Here is an 18,874-nt window from a genome sequence, read left to right as displayed (position 1 = left end):
TATGAATACACTTACAGCAACTGTTTTTGATAACACACTAAATTTTGTAGGCGAGGGCCCTTTGTGGCACCCGATCACACAAACGCTTTATTGGGTCGATTTTCCAAACCATATTTTGCACAGTAAAAAAGGCGACCATAAAGCTGTGCAACGCTTAGATGATATGGTTACCGCCCTGGCATGGGTAAACAACGAAACCCTTTTACTAGCAAGTGATAAAGGCCTAAATACTTATAACACCAGTACGCATAAGCACACTTTTTTGTGCAGCGTTGAAGCAGATAAACCCGATAACAGAAGTAACGATGGGCGTGCTGACCCTTGGGGTGGATTTTGGATAAGCACAATGCATACCGATGCAAAAGAAAATAAAGGGGCTATATATCGTTTTTATAACGGCGTAGTTACTCAAGTTGTTAGTGATTTAACTATACCGAATGGCATTTGCTTTGATAAAAAACGCGCTAAAGCCTATTACGCAGACTCCGCAGTTCAAAAAATTTACTGTTTGGATGTAAACTCGGATACAGGAGCCCCGATAGGTGATGCTGTGATATTTTTTGATTATTCAAATACACAGGTTTCGCCTGATGGTGCGGTAATTGATAGCGAAGGCAATATGTGGACAGCACTTTGGGATGGCGCACGTGTAGATTGTATTTCGCCAGATGCGAAAGTAATTCGAAGCTTAGAGACGCAAACACCTCGCCCTACCTGCCCAGCGTTTGGTGATGATGGAACAACGCTTTACGTAACGTCAGCGCAATGTGGGCTAGAAGATACGCCATTTGATGCTATCCCTCACGGCGCTACGCTTGTATTTAAAAATGCCGTAAAAGGGGCGCTGGAACCTTGCGTTAAAATAGATGGCTTTTAATTTTAAGTATTAAGTTTAAATATTAATTTTGCTTTTCCTCTTACATTTTTTAGACATGAGATGAAAAGTACATCGTATAGCTAAACATCATATGTTTGCATTATTTTACTTTTTCTATTGGTATTATTCTTTTATATGTGCGATGCATTGATTAGCAGCACAGTAAAAGCATAAAAATAAAACTAAGGGTAATACATTGAAAGACACACACACACAATCCACAAAAGCAATTAAATACTCTCTCATTGCCGCATTTGGCGGGTTTGTATTTGGCCTAGATGCGGCCAATATATCCGGCGCGTTACGCTATGTTAGCTCGCAGTTTGAGCTGACTAGTTTACAAACCGGTAATGTAGTGGGTTGCGCCATTGTTGGCGTAATCATCGCACTGTTTTTTACTGGTACTTTATGCCAAAAATTTGGTCGTAAAAAGGTACTTGTTGGCATTGCTTTAACATATTCACTCTCTACTGTTATTTCTGCTTTTGCGGTAAGTTACCCCATGCTGGTTGTTGGCCGCTTTATAGGAGGGGTCGCATTTGCCTCCATAACCGTCTCAGCCATGTATATTGGTGAAATTGCACCCGCTAATAAACGAGGGAAATTTGTATCAGTTAATCAGTTGCTTATAACCTTAGGTAGTTTATTTGCGTTTATTGTTAATTACTTTTTTGTTAAATATATGGGCTCAATTGAATGGTTAAATGAGGTTAATATTTGGCGTTATATGCTTGGCTTTGAGATTGTGCCTAATATTATTTGGTTTTCGTTACTACTGACAATTCCAGAATCGCCACGCTGGTTAATGAGCAAAAAGCGTGATGAAGAGGCGCGCACTGTATTTAAAGGTATGGGAATAAATAACGACGATACCGAGCTTGTACTTAATGATATTAAAGCAACTATTCAAGAAGATTCGAAAAACAGTGCGCTTGAGCAACTTAGGGTGTTATTTAGTAAGCCAATGCGTTTTGTTGTCTTACTTGCTGTATGTTACGCAGTAGTGCAAGGTGCAACCGGTATGAATGCTGTATTGTTTTATGCACCTACCGTGTTTGAACAAATAGGAATGAGTGTCGAAAACTCATTTTTACAAACAATAGTACTTGGTGCGGTATCTGTACTGTTTACATTGGTCGCCATATTTTTTGTTGAAAAACTTGGCAGAAGAACTTTAACAATTACCGGTTTGCTGCTGATTGCTGTTGCACATATGTCAATTTGGTATGGCTTTGAGAATGCCACCTACTCACTAAACAGTGAAGCAATAAGCAAAGTTGCAGATCAAAAAGTAGATATCACAAAGCTGCACGTTTTCGAAAATAAAATATACAGCACTGATGTTGCGCTAAAAGCTGATTTAGCCACTATTTACAGTAAAAAAGAGCTACCAGTTGTTACCGGTGCAATTATTAATGCTTCTATAAATATTAGCCCTGCGTATGTTCTATTTGGATTATTTGCATTTTTAGCCGCTTTTAATATGTCGATAGGACCAATTATGTGGGTGATATTTTCGGAGATATTTTCAAGTCGAGTACGCAGCGTTGCATTGCCCTTTGCCGCGTTAGTACAGAGTATTTCTAGCTGGAGTATTCAGCAGTTTTTTCCTTGGCAGTTAGAGAACATGGGCGCAGCAAATACGTTTTTATATTATGGAGGCGTCGCTATTGTGGGCTGTATTGTTATGGCATTTATACTTCCCGAAACGAAGGGCAAGTCTATTGAGGCCATTGAACGCGATTTGGTCCCAGGGCTTAATAAATAAGGAACATATCTATGTCATCACGATTATTAAACGAAGTTGCTATTGTCACTGGCGCAGCCGATGGAATTGGAAAAACAGTAGCACGCGTATTTTGTGAGCAAGGCGCTAAAGTGTGTGTTGCTGATATAAATAAAGAAATGGGCGAAAGCGTTGTAGCAGAGCTAAAAAGCAAAGGGTTTGATGCTATTTTTGCGCATACTGATATTAGCGACGAAACGGCTATAAAAAACATGGTTGTAAAAGTAGTCAATGAGCTTGGCAAGCCCAGTATTTTAGTTAATAACGCCGCTTTAATTAGCCCTGGGCGAAACGTAGATGATGTTACTCCACAAATGTGGCGTGATAGCTTTTCGGTCAATGTTGAAGGTATGTGGCAGTGTGCAGCGGCCGTGCTTGAGCATATGAAAGAGTTAGGCCGGGGCAGTATTATAAATGTAGGTTCTGTGCATTCATATAAAATTGTACCGGGATATTTTCCGTATGCGGTAACAAAGCACGCCGTTATAGGGCTTACTAAAAACTTAGCCGTTGAATACGCAAAGCACAACATACGAGTGAATGCGCTGTGCCCAGGGATGATAGAAACACCTATGGCATTTAAAGCATGGGAGCAAACAGACGATCCTCAAGCATCACGCAAAGCAATGGGGGACGTACATCCTTTAAAACGAAATGGGACAACTGAAGAAATTGCCTATCCAGCCGTGTTTTTAGCCAGTTCAGATTCGAGTTTTATGACAGGGCAAAGCCTCATTATTGATGGCGGCCGTTCTGTAATCTATCACGATTGAGGTGCTTAACTTAACACACTGTAAAGCTCATGGGTTTGAGGCTATTTTGCTAAAAAATAGTGAGCTTGCTATTACAGTTATTCCTCAGCTGGGTGCGAAAGTCACCTCTATTGTAAGCTTAAAGCACAATAGAGAGTGGCTTGCTGACGATAAAAAAATCACTTTAAAAATTACAAAAAACAATGATTTTTCTGAGCATGATAACGGTGGCTGGGATGAATGTTTCCCGGGTATTTCTCCTCAGGTGTATGAACACATCCCCGATAAAACGTATTTTTCACATGATCATGGTGAGCTGTGGTGCCAAGCATGGCAAATAACGAATACTCATATTAGCGATGAAGAAATAGTACTTAACTTACAAGCTGAGGTTTTTGACTCTACGTTTACATTTATAAGAACGTTTACCTTAAAAAAACACAGTAAACGACTACTTGTTGACTACCAAATAAAAAATAACACAACTGATAATCTTCCATTTGTTTGGTCAGCGCATCCTATTTTTGCCGTAGAACCCCAAATGCGTATTTTGATAAATAGCAAACATATAGACTTTAAAGTTGATGAAGGGCTTAGTCGCTTTTATAACGTTAATAGTGCTTTTATTAAATGGAGTGAGTACTCAACTAAAGTCCCGCCGCTAAATGAAGTTATGCCCTATAGTAGTGGTTTTGCAAGTAAGATTTTTAGCAAACACTTAAATACGGGTAGTCATAAAGATCAAAATATAATTGTAAAACTAGTAGATGATAAAGCCCAACAAAGCTGTGGGTTTGAATTTTCATCAGCAATCATAAGTCACTTAGGGCTTTGGTTTAATTACAATGGTTGGTCTGCCACTGGAGCTTCAGCTCCTTTTGTACTGGGGATAGAGCCGTGTATAGGTAATAGCGATTCTTTACAACATTCAATTCAAAATAGTGAACATGGCATAGTGGAAAAAGGCCAAACTAAGTTTTGGCGACTAGTATTTTTTGTTAACTAAATGTATTTTCTGTTTGCTCATTCAAACATCATATGTTTAAATAGTTGTTATGTATTAAGGCCGGCGTGCCTTTCTTTGATCATTTAGCCCTTGTGGGTGTTGTAGATAATAATGGAGCGACAGAATGCTTTCTAAACAACTGTATATTGGCGGTAAATTGATAACCAGTGATGTTTCAACTGATGTTATTAACCCTGCAACACTTGAAGCTGTTGGGCAAATATCAGCAGCAGGTATAAATGAAGCGTCGTTAGCACTTGATGCTGCGCAAAGCGCGTTTGCAACTTGGTCAGCGACGCCTGCAAAAGAGCGTGCACAATGGATGCTTAAACTGCGTGATGCTGTAATTGAAAATGAAGAGCACCTACGTGAATGCGTTCATTTAGAAATGGCAAAACCGTGGGACTCAACCGCTGATGACTATCAAATGTTGGTTGATAGCCTGACCTTCTATGCCAACGCTATTGTTAATATGGTTGACGAAGAATTAAATGACACTGAAGGCACACATAGTCATACATTAAGCCGCGAGCCGGCGGGTGTAGCCGCTGCCTTTTTAGCGTGGAATTTTCCATTATTAAATTTAGCTTATAAATTAGGCCCAGCAATGGCAGCAGGCTGTCCACTTGTAGTAAAGCCGTCAAGCAAAACCCCTTTGTCTGCATATGCAGTAGGTGAATTATGTCAGCAAATAGGCTTGCCAGCAGGTGTGGTTAACATACTTTCGGGCGCTGATAGCGCTGTAGGCGATGCCATTTCAGCATCAACTATTCCCTCAATACTTACTTTAATTGGCTCTACTAATGTAGGTAAGCATGTCATTGCAACAGGCGCTACCTCAATTAAGCGTTATTCAATGGAACTTGGTGGTAATGCACCGGCTATTGTATGTAGCGATGCAAATTTAGATAACGCGGCAGATGTAATTTGTGGCGTTAAATTTGCCAACGCAGGGCAAATTTGTGTGACCCCAAACCGCGTATTTGTACACGAAAGCGTTGCAGATGAATTTATTGAAAAAGTACTTACACGTGCAAAAGCAGTAAAGGTTGGTTTTGATAAAAACGAGGCTATTGATATGGGCCCTGTTATGGATGCCAACTCATGGCAACGTATCGATGAGCTAGTGAAGGATGCACAGCAAAATGGGGCAAAATTACAATTAGGGGGTAAAAAGCCTGCTGGCGTTACTGGATATTTTTACGAACCAACCGTGCTCACAAATGTTGATTCGAGCATGAAAATCTACAAAGACGAAATATTTGGCCCTGTTATTAGCATTATTATATTTAGTGATAACGAGCAAGTGCTTAGCGATGCTAATGACACAGATGCTGGTTTAAGCTCATTTATTTTTAGCAACAACGAAGACACTATTTCTTATTTTGCTAAGCATTTACGCTTTGGCGAAGTACAAGTAAACGGGATTAAGTACAGTATTAATTTACCGCACTTTGGCATTAAACAATCGGGTGTTGGGGCTGATTGCTCGTTATTAGCTTTAGATGATTACCTCGTCTACAAACGTGTTTCACGTGCGTTAAAGGTTTAAGGAACAGACAATGAAAATAACTCAAATTATTAGCCACGTTTTACAATACGACCTAGATGAAGAGCTAGGTTATTCTCAGCAGTACTATGCAAAACGCACTGCACATTTGGTTGAAGTACGTACTGATATAGGTATTACTGGTTGGGGCGAGTGCTTCGGTGGTGGCGGTGTTGCATTTGCCAATAAAACAATCGTTGAACATGTCATTCAACCGATGATTTTGGGTATGGATCCGCTTGATAGGGACGTTATTTGGCACAAAGTTTACAACTTATTACGCGATCATGGCCAAAAAGGCATGCCAATTCAGTCGTTATCTGGCGTTGATATTGCGCTGTGGGATATCGCAGGTAAGTTTTTAAATCAGCCCGTTTATAAACTGTTAGGGGGGGCTTATAGAGAGCGTATACCTGCTTATGGTTACGGTATGATGTTACAAAAGTTTCCTAATTTAGAGGAGCGATTCACCGAAGAAAGCCAACGCATTAAAGAAATGGGCTTTACGGCAATGAAAATGAAAATTGGTCTCTCTCCAGAGCGTGATGTAAAGCTTGTTGAGGCCGTACGTAAAGGTATTGGGAGTGATATGCGCTTAATGGTTGATGCAAACCATGCCTATACTGCGCGTGAAGCTATTCCATTAGGTCGTGAACTACAAAACTTAGGTGTTTACTGGTTTGAAGAACCGGTTGCGCCAGAAGATCACCAAGGCTACCGTGACTTGTGTGAAGCCCTAGATATGAGTATTGCCGGTGGCGAAGCTGAATTTACTCGCTGGGGCTTCAGAGATTTAATTAAAAATAGATGTGTTGATTTATTACAACCCGAAGTATGTGCGCTTGGCGGTATTACCGAATATCAAAAAGTATTGGCTATAGCGCATGCGCATTTTGTTCCTGTAGTAAATCATGTGTGGGGCTCAGCAATTGCGGTAGGCACAAACCTTCATTTATTGGCAGCACTTCCAGACTTACCTGGGGCTGCACACCCTGTACAGCCTATGCTGGAATACGATACAACACCTAACTTGTTCAGAGAGCAGTTACTGCAAGAGTCGTTAAACATAAACGAGCAGGTTAAAAATAACAATGGCACTGTTGCACTTCCAAAAGGCCCAGGTCTTGGAATAGAGCCAGATCTTGACTTTATTAAACATTACGAAGTATCAATTTAATAGTTAAGGACAGCTTGATGAACAACAGCAATAGTAACTTACCGGTGCTGATTGTTGTTGATTGGGGAAGCTCTAATTTTAGAGCTTTTTTAATCAATAACGAAGGCGCTATTTTAGATACCGTAAACGGCGATCTTGGTGTATTAAATATAAAAAACGGCTGTATAGAAACCGTGTTGCTCGGTTATATCTCACCGTGGATAGCAAACAAAAAGCTACCCATAATGATGGCTGGCATGGTGGGTGGCGCAATCGGCTGGCAAGATACAGGTTATGTAAATGCGCCTTGTACCTCAGCTGACATGGCAAATAATTTACAACTTGCAAAAAATAAATCTAACTTAGATATTCGTATTGTTCCTGGCGTAAAGTATGTGATGGAAAATAACGTTTGCGATGTAATGCGTGGTGAAGAGGTGCAGGTTTTTGGGGCTGTTTTAGCTGTGGAAAAGCAATCTGGGGAGCTTAGCAATAAAACATTAAGTGAAACTATGTTTTGCTTACCTGGGACGCATTCAAAATGGGTTGAAGTTGCAAAGGATACTCAGCAAAAAACGGTTATAACGAGTTTAAGTACATATATGACTGGCGAAATGTTTAATTTGTTGTCTAAGCATAGCATTTTAAGCGATGGCCTAGATTCATTAGATATTACACAGACAGACATACCTAGCTTTATAAAAGGAGTAGGTGTTAGTCAAACTCAAACTAGCTTATTGAGCGCTTTATTTAGTGCACGTACATTAAAATTAGATAAGCAGTTATTAGCAGAACATGTGCCAAGTTACCTTTCGGGTTTATTGATTGGCGCCGAGCTTGCGGGTATCAAAACCCAGCTTAACGATATTAAACATGTCTATCTGATTGGTAATTCAAGTTTAAACACACTTTATTGCGAAGCCCTAAAAGAGCTCGGATTTACGTCTTCTATTTTAAGCAGTGCAACCGCTTCTACAATAGGCATGTTTACGCTTGCTGTAAAAGCAGGGTTTATCACTGATAAGGAAAGTCAAAAATGTCATTAATTTCACTCACACAAGCAATGAAGCAATTACCATTAGTTGCTATTTTGCGCGGTATTACACCCAACGAAGTACTCGATTATGCAAAGGTGCTTATTGATATCGGTTACCGCGTTATTGAAGTGCCATTAAACTCTCCAGATGCTTTTAAAAGCATTGAACTGTTAAGCAAGAAATACGCTGATATAGCGATTATTGGTGCAGGCACCGTTGTTACCAAAAACGAAGTTGAAAAAGTGATTGAAGCGGGCGGGCGTATTATTATTTCGCCACACAGCGATGTAGAGCTGATCCGTTTTAGTAAATCAAAAGGACTGTACTGCGTACCAGGGTTTTACACGCCGACTGAAGGGTTTGCTGCATTACATGCCGGTGCAGACGCGCTTAAGTTTTTTCCAGCAGATACAGCCGGCCCAAAAGGTTTAAAAGCAATTACTGCCGTGCTTTCGGGTATTAATATTTACCCTGTTGGCGGTGTGTCACCGAAAAATCAAGATGAATTTGTTAATGCGGGGGCATCTGGTTTTGGCTTAGGTAGTGGCTTGTACAAAGCAGGCATGGGCTTAGAAGAATTTACAGCCAATGCCAAGAAGTATGCAGCATACTACCTGTAAGTAATTAAGTTTTAAAAGCGTTGTGTGTTTGCGGCATTAGCTAATCATTCCTCTCACTTTAAATGATTTGTTAGTGCCGCTATTTAATTCAGATATTCATTAATTTGGCTAAATTAGCTTTAGCATCTGCTAATAGTTTTTCGGTTAAAGCATGCGCTTTATTGCTGTCACCTGTTGCAATTGCATCAAACACTTCTTTATGAAATGGAATAGAAGCATGGTTACTTTCTGCACTTTGGTTAGTTACTTTAATACTCACAAGTAAAGCTGAAAAAATCACACACTCCATAGATATAAATAATTCATTGTGTGAAGCGCGAAGGATAGCACCATGAAAATGTGCATCAGCAATAACAAATTTATCTAAATCGCTTACTGAGCTTTGCATTTCATTTAACGCATCTTCTATGGCTTTAACATCTTCAGGGGTTGCACGCTGAGCAGCAACACTTGCCGCTTTTGGTTCAAATGCTAAACGAAACTCCATTAATTGAGTTAAAAACTCAGGGTTAAGCGGGGCACTTAAATGCCAAGCCAATACATCGTCATCAAGTAAAGCCCAGTTGTCACGGGTTTTTACGCGGGTTCCTATGCCTCTGCGTACGTCTAAAAGGCCTTTACCAACAAGAATTTTTACAGCATCTCGAACAACGACTCTACTTACTTGAAAGCGTTCAGCTAAACGGTTTTCATCATCAATAAGTGAACCAGGAGTGTAGGTGCCAGCGACTATTCTACGGCCTAATTCTTTTGCCACCTGAACAGGTAGACTCGGTGACATCGCGTTGCTGCGTCTTAGATCGTAGTACGTTAGTTCGCTCATAGTATCTTAGTGTCCGTATAATTTATTTATACGTACTATTTATACGAATTCGCGACAATAAACAATGGCTATTTATTATTTACTGTCGCAGAAAGACGAAAGCTGGCGTCTTTGAGGAGTTTTTCGGTAAGTAACTCAGCTTTTTCACCATCTTTGGCTGCAATGGCTTCGTACACTTCACGATGAAATGGAATAGATGCACCGTTATCACGTGGATCTTTATTTGTTACTTTAATACTCACTAATAGAGCGGAATAAATAACGCCTTCCATTGAAGCTAAAAAGCTATTTTGAGCGGCTTTTATAATGGCTTTATGAAAAAGGGAGTCTGCAATAATAAAATCTTCAGCGCTGTTGTCGGGTTTAGCCATGCGCTCGCAAGCAGCGGCTATTTCGATCAAATCTTCAGGGCGTGCGCGCTCTGCAGCCCAGCGAGCAGCTTTTGGCTCAAAAGCCAAACGCACATCCATTAATTGCTCTAAAAACTTGCGATTAGGTGGCGCTGATAAATGCCATGCTAAAACATCATCGTCGAGCATATTCCATCTATCTCGAGGTAGCACGCGCGTACCAATGCCTCTGCGTACATCTAAGAGCCCCTTGCTAACTAAAATTTTAACAGCATCGCGCACAACTACACGACTCACTTGGTAGCGTTTAGCTAATGCATCTTCATCATCAATTAAATTACCAGCTTCAAATGAGCCAGAGACGATGCGTCTGCCTATTTCTTTAGCAACTTGCACAGAAAGGCTTGCTGCCATTCCAGATGTTTGTTTAAGGTCGTAATATATAAGTTCACTCATACTTACTATATAAACATAATATGTTTATATAGTCAACGTAACATAACCTATTATATAGAATATTAATTCTATGGATTTAAATACAGGGGCGGGGATAAAAGCCTATATTGATGGCTAATATACATAATTTAAGCCTATTGCTTTTGCGAAAAAAGATCGCGTAAAAGCGATCTTTATTGCAATTTGGAATATTTATTTTAGTACTTAGAACTTGGCGCGTAAGCCTATTCGATATCGTGGGCCTGTGTACTGCACATTTATCACTCTTTCTTTTATATCCGCGTACTGATAAACGCGTTCATCAGTAATGTTTATTGCTTCACCTGTGATCGTAAAGTTATCATTTAGTGCATAAGACATACTAAAGTCAAGCTGACCATAGGCTGCAGTATGCTCGGGTAATCCGCCACTTTTTACACCAGCTCGGCTACTTAAAAAGTCATCCCGCCAGTTGTAGGCTAAGCGTGCCTGAAATGCGTTTTTGTCGTAGTAGGCGACAATGTTATATGAGTTTTCGGCAAACCCCTCTAATTTATCACCTGGGTCAGTTACACCTGGGAGATCTATTTTTTGAGTGTTATTGTTTTTAGTCTCGGCCCACGTATAGTTTGCTTGTATCCCTAAGCCATTTAAAAAGCGCGGTAAATAGTCCATATTATGTTGTAAAGCTAACTCTACCCCGCTAATTGTTCCGCCAGGTTGGTTTTGTTTAGTATTAATCGTTTCGTTAACATTTCCGTACCCATCGATACTAACTGAAGAATCAACATATTGCTCTCCATCCCAAATATCAGGGGTACTATCTAGGTAGGTAACTTGCCCAATTGAACTCGATATATCTTTTCTAAAAAAGTTAATTGCGTATGCATCCCCACTGTCACTGTAATATTCAAAAGATAAGTCATATTGGTTGGCTTTATAAGGCGCTAAATAAGGGTTTCCACCTGTTTGCGAAAAACTGCCCGCTTGCATATCAGTATAGGTTGTTTGCACACCAATATCGTCGATGGCAGGGCGAGACATCACTTTTGCAGCTGCTGCTCTGACTAATAAATTATCTGATAAGTTAATACTAAAATTAGCGCTGGGTAGCCAATTGGTATAACTATTTTCTGCTTCAAGAATTCCTGAATCTGTATACTCTACAACTAATAATGGTTGGCCATTATCAAGCTCACCTGTATACCCTAAGCGGCGTTTTCCATATCCCGAAGATTTTGTTTCAGTTTTTACATAACGAACACCGAAATTACCACGCCAATCATAATCATTAACCAAGCCGCTAAAATTAAATTGACTATAAGCACTTATTTTTTCTTCAGTTACTTTTGATGATGCGATCTCATTATATTGCTCATTTGGCCAATTGGGGTTTTTTGTCATTTGGGCAATTGCACTATGATATTTATTGATATCTGCAAATAAAAAATCACGAGGGAAATTACCTTGCTCGCCACTTAAAAAGTCTGAATAGGGGCTTGCTGAAAATATATCATCTGGCATGTCTCTAAGCTCACCGCAAATATCGGCACCAGGAACAATTAAACCACAGTTATCTTCATGGAAAGTTTCATAGCGATCTCTTATTTTTTCACGGTCCGAATACGCAATACCAAAATCGATTGAGTCCAAGGTAAGGCTTTCAGTAAACTCTAAATCGAATAGGTATTTACCTTTTGTTTGTAGCTCCGTAATTGTGTCTTCTAATTCATAATGTGAAACTAAGTTCCAGTGTGCTCTTACGCTTGAAGGCGAAGCATAATCGATCGTGGTATCTAAATTGACGGTATCTGTGTTTCTAAAATCAAAATTTAAACTATCGTTTCGCTCTGGTGAAATATAATTAGGGACCAATAGATCGCTACGCGGCGTTGATTTAGATGTTGAATGGGCTATGTCGAATTCAAGCGTTAATACATCAAATTCCTTTACAGAATTAAACCCAAATGCCTGCGTTTTTGATTTTGATTCAAGCTCTTGGAATAAACCATCAATTCTAAAATCAACATTCTCACCGGTTCCTCCCTGTGTTCTACCTGAAAACTTAGTACCCGATAAAATGGTGCCATTGTCTGACACAACTACATTTCGCCAATTAGGATACTGTAGACCCGCTTGTAAACCTTGCGTTTGCGTTTCTACTGAGAGGTCGGTATACATGTAATCAAATGTATTGGTAAAACTTGAATCTGGCGCCCATTGTAAACTGGTGTTAACACCTATGCGCTCACGGCTTTCTTGACCCAAGGCGTATTCAATTCGCCCAGCATGGCGGAGTATACTGGGTGTAACCACATTCCCATTTAAATTATAAATATCACCTTCAATAACCCCTGGCTCATTGTTAAGTAATAACCAACGAGTTGTACCCATTGAGTCATATCGGTTATCACTTTTTTGTTGCGACAGCGCAATGTTAAAGCCGAGAGTATCATCTGCAAAGGTATTACTAAACAAAGCCGAATATTCAGGGCTACTCTCACCAGAGAGATCACTGTATTTAGCATTAATTGAACCCAGTACATGCAATCCGGGGTTATCTAATGGATGTGCTGTTTTAACGTTAACATACGCGCCAATACTCCCTTCAGGCGTTTTAGCTGTAGGAGATTTTACGACGTCTGCACCCGATATAAGCTCTGCAGCTAATACTTGAAAATCAAAAGAGCGGCCAATTTCAGACGTTGCCAGTGTGCGTCCGTTTAAAGTAACAACGTTAAATTCGGGGCCAAAACCACGCACTGTTATTTTTGAGCCTTCGCCATTAACGCGATTAATTGAAACACCAGGTATACGCTGTAAGGATTCGGCAACATTTTGGTCTGGAAATTTACCAATATCTTCAGCAACAATACTATCTTGAACACTATCACTGTAGCGTTTTAGTGATGATGCGGCTTCGAGACTTGATCGTACACCAGTTACGACAATTATTTCTGTATCATCATTGTCCTTAGCGGTAGCAGAAACATCGGACGCATGCGCGTACGAATAGCTTGATAGTGACGTTAATATAGCAAGTACTAGTTTCTTTTTAGTGTGCATTGTAACTCTCCTTATTGTTATAGATAGAAGTCAGTGTATAAATAAAAAACAGGTAACATTTTACGAATCTAAACATCATATGTTTATGCGTCAAGTAAAGAATTTATTTCGCTTCAATATTTTGTTGTTCCAGTCAGCTGCTTTTTAAAAATTATCAGAGTTGAATAACTATAAATTAACTACTTAGTTACAATTTATATCTGGCCTATTTGTTATATTTATATAAACATACTATGTATTCTTTTTGGGTATAAGGCGAAAGGGCGTGTTAGACAATTTATTGACGTGGGGCGTATTTTTGCGCTGCATTGTGCCGATGTTAGTTGCGACTATTTTTTTTACTGCAATTGTGTACTTTTCTATAGAGCGACGGCGTTTTGGTTCGTCGTATAACTATTTTGCTGTGTTTTTCGCAACCTTTATTTTTTATTTATGTGGTCCCGCTTTCAATATTCTTCCTATTGAACACGCCAAACCATACATCCAATTAGGGCGAACAATTTTATTTTTTGGGTTAGGTTTACCTTCACTGTTAATTGCACTTTTTAAATTTTCCGATGTTAGATTACCCAAATCTGTTACCTGTTTTAGCTATAGCTTTGGCATCGCTTTTTCATTGTGCTTTTTAGTTTTAACAGAGTTACAGCATCCTAAAATTAACGTGCTTGAAGATTTTGGGGTAATAATACCGCCTATTGATTGGCTTAAACTCACTCATATTTACTACTTGCAGAGCATTACCTTTATGGTTTTGTTAATTACACCATGTTGCTATTTATTGTTGCACACACCAAAAGCACAAAACAAAGGTTATATATACAGCGCAATTAGTTTAGGTTGTATCGCCATTTTAGGCAGTACATCAGCGCATTGGGTTATGTACTATTCAGGTACTAGTCTATGTGGATTGATTTGGTTAGGTACCATGTTAAAAGATATAAAAATAGCAAATTATGCTGTTAAAAATAAAAGTCATTTTAGTAACCCTTTAGAAATAACCACTTATCAGAATAGCCAAATACTTAGTTCCTCTTCTAACGCTAATAAAGTTAATTTCAGCGGGAATGTAAACACAGCGCTTTATAACAGTAGCCAGCAACAAGACGATAAAAATGAGTGCATTAATAGTAAAGCAAAGCAGGTTCATATTAATAATAGTGTTGTAAACAATGCACTTTTATATATAGAAAACAATTACTTCAAAGATATAAATATAGACACGATTGCTCTTTCCGTTGGCGTAAGTCGCTCCTACCTTGTAAAGCAATTTAAGTTAGCTACGGATGAGACAATCAATAATAAAATTATTGAAATAAGAATAGAAAAGGCTAAAAAAGTATTACTAAAAAAATCTGTTACAGAAACCGCTTACGAGGTCGGTTTTAATAATTCAAACTACTTTGCTACGGTTTTTAAAAAACGAACAAACTACACGCCGAAGCAATTTAAACGTACTTTTTCCAGCTAAAACTACAACTAAATAACGATTAAAAGCCATTTTTAGAGAACAGTAAAACCATTTTTTGAGGTTTGGTGTTGTATATAAATATTAAATATCTCCACTCGCTCAGCTTAATTTTGCGCGAGTAACGAGAGTTAGACTGACAGGTAAGAAGCACATATCTGTAAATTCAAATTCATCGATTATAACACTGCAACTATTACTGGGCTGCGGCTCAGTTCACACCAACAAAGGATGGATAAATAAATGAAACCTATAAGTATCGTGGCATTCCCTATATCAGCTATGAGTATGCTTTTTTTAAGTGCAGCATCGCAAGCAGCATCTATGCAACCTCCCATCGCCAAACCTGGTGAAACATGGATTTTACAAGCCAAACGCTCTGACGAATTTAACGTAAAAGATGCGACAAAGTGGAACTTTCAAACAGAAAACTATGGGGTTTGGTCATGGAAAAATGAAAATGCGACAGTATCTAATGGCAAACTAAAATTAACCACTAAGCGAGAATCTCATCAGCGTACATTCTGGGATGGCTGTAATCAGCAGCAAGTTGCAAATTACCCACTTTATTATACATCGGGAGTCGCTAAATCAAGAGCTACAGGTAATTATGGCTATTACGAAGCTCGAATCAAAGGAGCGAGTACATTTCCTGGCGTATCGCCTGCTTTTTGGATGTATAGCACCATTGACCGTTCATTAACGAAAGAAGGGGATGTTCAATATAGCGAAATAGACGTAGTAGAACTTACTCAAAAAAGTGCCGTGAGAGAATCTGATCATGACTTACACAATATTGTAGTAAAAAATGGTAAACCAACATGGATGCGTCCAGGGTCTTTTCCGCAAACGAATCATAACGGATACCATTTACCTTTCGATCCTCGAAATGACTTTCACACTTATGGTGTCAATGTGACTAAAGACAAGATCACTTGGTATGTTGATGGTAAAGTAGTAGGTGAAAAGGAAAATTTATACTGGCATCGTCAAATGAACCTCACATTATCACAAGGCTTACGCGCGCCGCATACACAATGGAAATGTAATCAATTTTACCCATCAGCGAATAAATCAGCAGAAGGCTTCCCAACCTCAATGGAAGTTGATTATGTAAGAACCTGGGTAAAGGTGGGCAATAACAACTCTGATCCTGGCGAGGGACAGTCATGTCCGAACACCTTTGTCGCTGTCAATAGTGTGCAACTAAGTTCAGCAAAACAGACACTTAGAAAGGGTCAATCTATAACACTTGAAAGTACAGTACTGCCTAACTGTGCAACCAATAAAAAAGTCATTTATTCATCAAGCAATAAAAATGTGGCAACTGTGAACAGTGCTGGTGTTGTAAAAGCGAGGAGTAAAGGTACTGCGACGATTACGGTTAAAACTAAAAATAAAGGTAAATTAGATAAATTAACCATCACGGTGAATTAAGCTAACTTAAATTAGCCTCGAAGGATTGAGGCACTTTATTTATAGTCTCAGGCTTCTACTTTTTGGAGGGGGTATGAAAAAGGTAAATTTATACGGCAAGTGGATAATTAGCATTAGTTTACTAATCATTTGCGGTTATGTTTATTTAATACAAGTAAACGACAATAAGCAAGTCATCGAAGAAACTTCTGCGCAAATGCATTTTGAAATAAATAATACAAAACACGCAATAGAAACGCTCAAGCCTAAAGCTTCACCTGCCGAAGATGTTGAAACAGAAAAGCCAATCTATACGGCCATACTTGATAAGGCTTTGTTAATTAGAGATAAAGAGTTACGTATAAAAACCATAAGTAACCATTTACTTAATTGGGCCAAAGAAGCGCCATTAGAATGTGTCCATTGGCTGAGTGAGCAATATAAAGCGCCAGAGCACATGTTATATATAAGCCAAGTAATACATTTCTTAATTACAGATAATTTACCTGTCGCTGGGGATATTATTTTAAATTTTGAAATACTTCATTCAGATCAAAGTATTGTTGATGACTATTTGAGCAGTCAAGTGGCTGTATCACCCTATGATGGGATCGAATGGTTGAATAACTTAAGCAATGAAAAAATTAAACAAGAGGCAGAGCTTAGGCTTTTACAAACCTGGGCTAAATTAGGCCCTATGCAGCTATTAAATTACCTTGAAGTCCACACTGAGATAGCCGGTAACAATCGACATATTATTCAACACCAACTAGCGCAAACTCTTACTAAAAATAACTCGAAGCAGGTACAAGATGAGTTTTATAGTTATCCTTCATCATTTCAACCTAATCTAGCTTATTCTGTTATCAGTCAATGGCCAGAACATGAATTAAGTGATGCACGAGAATGGATATTTACCCTAGAAGGCGAACAATCGAAGTATTTCGCTATCAAAAGCTATATCGACTATACAGGCACATCTAGCGCAAATATGAATGAATTAATTGAGCAAATCCATAGCTCTAAATTGCGGGCACATTTGCTTGAAAGATTACAATAAATACTAATATATTATAAATGCAAAGGTAGTATGTTTTTTGGTGTGTTCAATGTATTATTAATTTTTCATCATGACACAAGTAGTGTATTACCCGAAGGCAACAAAATGAACAACTCAGAAAAACTTCAACATATAGCAGAGCATTTATTGAGCAAAAGAAAGTGCGGTAGTGGCGCTTCAGATCTTCCTAAAGGTTTTACGCTTGACTCGATTGAAGACGTTTTAGTAATTCAAAAATTGATGATAAAGCTCAATGATGAGAGCGTTTACGGTTGGAAATGTATGCTTCCATCAAGCAATGGCGTAATTACTCTAGCCCCATTGCTTCATAAACCTATTAAAGGCACTGACACGTGCTTGATAAATAGTGAAAATTGCAAAGCGCTGATAGAACCAGAGATTGCTTTTGTTTTAAATAAAGACTTAAGTGCATTAAAGCCATACACAAATGAACAAATAGATAATGCTATAGGTCGTGCACATCTAGCATTAGAGCTTATTGAAAACAGGTTTAGCAAGCAATACGAAGCTACACAGTTTGAAAAACTTGCCGACGGTTTATCTAATCAAGGTGTGTATATCGGCCCAGAAATAAGCCAGAAAAAAGCTTATGAGAGTAATAATATAACGCTTATAGTGGAGCAGGAAGGCGACAATAGCGTTAATGTTGCAGGGCAGCATCCAGGCAAGTTACCGCAACTTCCACTTTATTGGGCCATTAATTTTTTATCTGCAAATGGCTTTAAGTTAGAAAAAAACCAAGTGTTTATAACCGGCTCATATAATGGCCTTATGGAGGTGGAGATGAACAAACCGATACAAATTACGTATGAAGGACTTGGTAAAATACACGTTAAATTTGAAACAACACTCACTTAAACCCTTTACCTAGATTGTATGATTTAGCTAGCGTACTTTAATAAATCATAAATTCAGGAACTCAGTTTATGGTATTTTACGAGCACCTATTGGCACTGTAGATGTTGCAGGTTTAATTCGTAAATTACCTCTACTAAGTCCAGCTTTAATCACCACTTTAACCCTTTGTACATTGCGTGGTTTAATTGCTTAAACTTTCCAATATTTATAACGCCTTCACGGAGGATGGTTGGCAAATTGTAGCCAGCACTATTTGATTTTATGGCTGGTAGTATAGGTTAAATAACAAATTGTATTTCCCAGTGCTCAATAGATACAGGATTATAATCTAAAAGTACAAAACGTGAGTAAACTCACGGTTTGTAAGCTTATATAGCGATATTACGGAAGCAAACTTCCGTTTCTAGATCTTATTTGAGCGATAGCCAACGGTCACCTTTTTATATCAAATGCATTTAAAATTTTCCTGGCTTGAAGTAATTTTGCTCCTGTATCAGGAGCGATATGTGTATCGTGAGATAAGGTTTACTTAGCTACTTTATGTTAATGTAAATAAGGTAATAATTAATTTTTAAGGTTGAAGTAATGGAATATAAC

At 38.7% G+C, this 18,874-nt stretch carries 15 protein-coding genes; 12 read left to right on the top strand and 3 right to left on the bottom strand.

The genetic code is table 11. From position 1 onward, the window contains the following. Nucleotide 1: 1 nt before the first annotated feature. The 8 genes from AN391_RS05300 (at nt 2) to AN391_RS05265 (ending at nt 8,783) form a co-directional block, all read left to right on the top strand. Complete coding sequence (locus AN391_RS05300; RefSeq protein ID WP_055014429.1) at nt 2-877, top strand: SMP-30/gluconolactonase/LRE family protein; 876 nt, start codon at nt 2-4, stop codon at nt 875-877. Between the two features lie 196 nt (nt 878-1,073). After that, on the top strand, nt 1,074-2,645 hold the full coding sequence (locus AN391_RS05295; RefSeq protein WP_055014428.1) for a sugar porter family MFS transporter: 1,572 nt from the start codon (nt 1,074-1,076) through the stop codon (nt 2,643-2,645). Between the two features lie 11 nt (nt 2,646-2,656). Then, the gene (locus tag AN391_RS05290) at nt 2,657-3,436 is read left to right on the top strand and encodes a glucose 1-dehydrogenase (RefSeq protein WP_055014427.1); all 780 of its coding nucleotides are present in this window, start codon (nt 2,657-2,659) and stop codon (nt 3,434-3,436) included. A gap of 46 nt (nt 3,437-3,482) precedes the next feature. Continuing rightward, a complete protein-coding gene (locus AN391_RS05285) occupies nt 3,483-4,421 on the top strand; it encodes a hypothetical protein (RefSeq protein WP_161804104.1) in 939 nt (312 codons plus the stop codon). 124 nt (nt 4,422-4,545) lie between these two features. Continuing rightward, nucleotides 4,546-5,973: an NAD-dependent succinate-semialdehyde dehydrogenase gene (locus tag AN391_RS05280; protein ID WP_055014425.1), complete on the top strand. Its 1,428-nt coding sequence runs from the start codon at nt 4,546-4,548 to the stop codon at nt 5,971-5,973. Nucleotides 5,974-5,983: 10 nt separating this feature from the next. Then, entirely contained in the window at nt 5,984-7,147 is a 1,164-nt protein-coding gene (locus AN391_RS05275) for a mandelate racemase/muconate lactonizing enzyme family protein (protein ID WP_055014424.1), read from the top strand. A gap of 17 nt (nt 7,148-7,164) precedes the next feature. Then, entirely contained in the window at nt 7,165-8,172 is a 1,008-nt protein-coding gene (locus AN391_RS05270) for a 2-dehydro-3-deoxygalactonokinase (RefSeq protein ID WP_055014423.1), read from the top strand. Next, a complete protein-coding gene (locus AN391_RS05265) occupies nt 8,163-8,783 on the top strand; it encodes a 2-dehydro-3-deoxy-6-phosphogalactonate aldolase (protein ID WP_055014422.1) in 621 nt (206 codons plus the stop codon). The genes AN391_RS05270 and AN391_RS05265 overlap by 10 nt, the downstream gene beginning before the upstream one ends. 88 nt (nt 8,784-8,871) lie before the next feature. Here the strand turns inward: AN391_RS05265 and AN391_RS05260 are convergent, their stop codons facing one another. From AN391_RS05260 to AN391_RS05250, 3 genes are all read right to left on the bottom strand, one after another. Further along, nucleotides 8,872-9,606: a FadR/GntR family transcriptional regulator gene (locus AN391_RS05260; protein ID WP_055014421.1), complete on the bottom strand. Its 735-nt coding sequence runs from the start codon at nt 9,604-9,606 to the stop codon at nt 8,872-8,874. A gap of 68 nt (nt 9,607-9,674) precedes the next feature. Further along, nucleotides 9,675-10,412, bottom strand: a complete 738-nt coding sequence (locus tag AN391_RS05255; RefSeq protein WP_055014420.1) for a FadR/GntR family transcriptional regulator — start codon at nt 10,410-10,412, stop codon at nt 9,675-9,677. A gap of 204 nt (nt 10,413-10,616) precedes the next feature. Beyond that, complete coding sequence (locus AN391_RS05250) at nt 10,617-13,457, bottom strand: TonB-dependent receptor (protein ID WP_055014419.1); 2,841 nt, start codon at nt 13,455-13,457, stop codon at nt 10,617-10,619. 661 nt (nt 13,458-14,118) lie between these two features. Between AN391_RS05250 and AN391_RS05245 the strand changes: the two genes are divergently transcribed. The 4 genes from AN391_RS05245 (at nt 14,119) to AN391_RS05230 (ending at nt 18,277) form a co-directional block, all read left to right on the top strand. Continuing rightward, a complete protein-coding gene (locus tag AN391_RS05245; RefSeq protein ID WP_161804103.1) occupies nt 14,119-14,925 on the top strand; it encodes a helix-turn-helix transcriptional regulator in 807 nt (268 codons plus the stop codon). A gap of 321 nt (nt 14,926-15,246) precedes the next feature. After that, nucleotides 15,247-16,359, top strand: coding sequence for a family 16 glycosylhydrolase (locus AN391_RS05240; RefSeq protein ID WP_161804102.1), 1,113 nt, complete (start codon nt 15,247-15,249; stop codon nt 16,357-16,359). 73 nt (nt 16,360-16,432) lie between these two features. Continuing rightward, nucleotides 16,433-17,398, top strand: a complete 966-nt coding sequence (locus AN391_RS05235) for a hypothetical protein (RefSeq protein WP_055014416.1) — start codon at nt 16,433-16,435, stop codon at nt 17,396-17,398. A gap of 105 nt (nt 17,399-17,503) precedes the next feature. Then, nucleotides 17,504-18,277, top strand: coding sequence for a 2-keto-4-pentenoate hydratase (locus AN391_RS05230; RefSeq protein WP_055014530.1), 774 nt, complete (start codon nt 17,504-17,506; stop codon nt 18,275-18,277). Nucleotides 18,278-18,874: the final 597 nt, after the last annotated feature.

This window comes from Pseudoalteromonas sp. P1-13-1a (assembly GCF_001401875.1).
Lineage (GTDB): Bacteria > Pseudomonadota > Gammaproteobacteria > Enterobacterales > Alteromonadaceae > Pseudoalteromonas.
Note: the sequence above shows the minus strand (reverse complement) of the source record. Positions and strands in the feature narration are given on the sequence as shown.

Excerpts from the sequence above, each read along its gene's own strand:
- AN391_RS05300 (WP_055014429.1), top strand. The coding sequence starts at position 2 with ATGAATACACTTACAGCAACTGTTTTTGATAACACACTAAATTTTGTA.
- AN391_RS05290 (WP_055014427.1), top strand. The coding sequence starts at position 2,657 with ATGTCATCACGATTATTAAACGAAGTTGCTATTGTCACTGGCGCAGCC.
- AN391_RS05280 (WP_055014425.1), top strand. The coding sequence starts at position 4,546 with ATGCTTTCTAAACAACTGTATATTGGCGGTAAATTGATAACCAGTGAT.
- AN391_RS05275 (WP_055014424.1), top strand. The coding sequence starts at position 5,984 with ATGAAAATAACTCAAATTATTAGCCACGTTTTACAATACGACCTAGAT.
- AN391_RS05270 (WP_055014423.1), top strand. The coding sequence starts at position 7,165 with ATGAACAACAGCAATAGTAACTTACCGGTGCTGATTGTTGTTGATTGG.
- AN391_RS05265 (WP_055014422.1), top strand. The coding sequence starts at position 8,163 with ATGTCATTAATTTCACTCACACAAGCAATGAAGCAATTACCATTAGTT.
- AN391_RS05260 (WP_055014421.1), bottom strand. The coding sequence starts at position 9,606 with ATGAGCGAACTAACGTACTACGATCTAAGACGCAGCAACGCGATGTCA.
- AN391_RS05255 (WP_055014420.1), bottom strand. The coding sequence starts at position 10,412 with ATGAGTGAACTTATATATTACGACCTTAAACAAACATCTGGAATGGCA.
- AN391_RS05250 (WP_055014419.1), bottom strand. The coding sequence starts at position 13,457 with ATGCACACTAAAAAGAAACTAGTACTTGCTATATTAACGTCACTATCA.
- AN391_RS05240 (WP_161804102.1), top strand. The coding sequence starts at position 15,247 with ATGCAACCTCCCATCGCCAAACCTGGTGAAACATGGATTTTACAAGCC.
- AN391_RS05235 (WP_055014416.1), top strand. The coding sequence starts at position 16,433 with ATGAAAAAGGTAAATTTATACGGCAAGTGGATAATTAGCATTAGTTTA.
- AN391_RS05230 (WP_055014530.1), top strand. The coding sequence starts at position 17,504 with ATGAACAACTCAGAAAAACTTCAACATATAGCAGAGCATTTATTGAGC.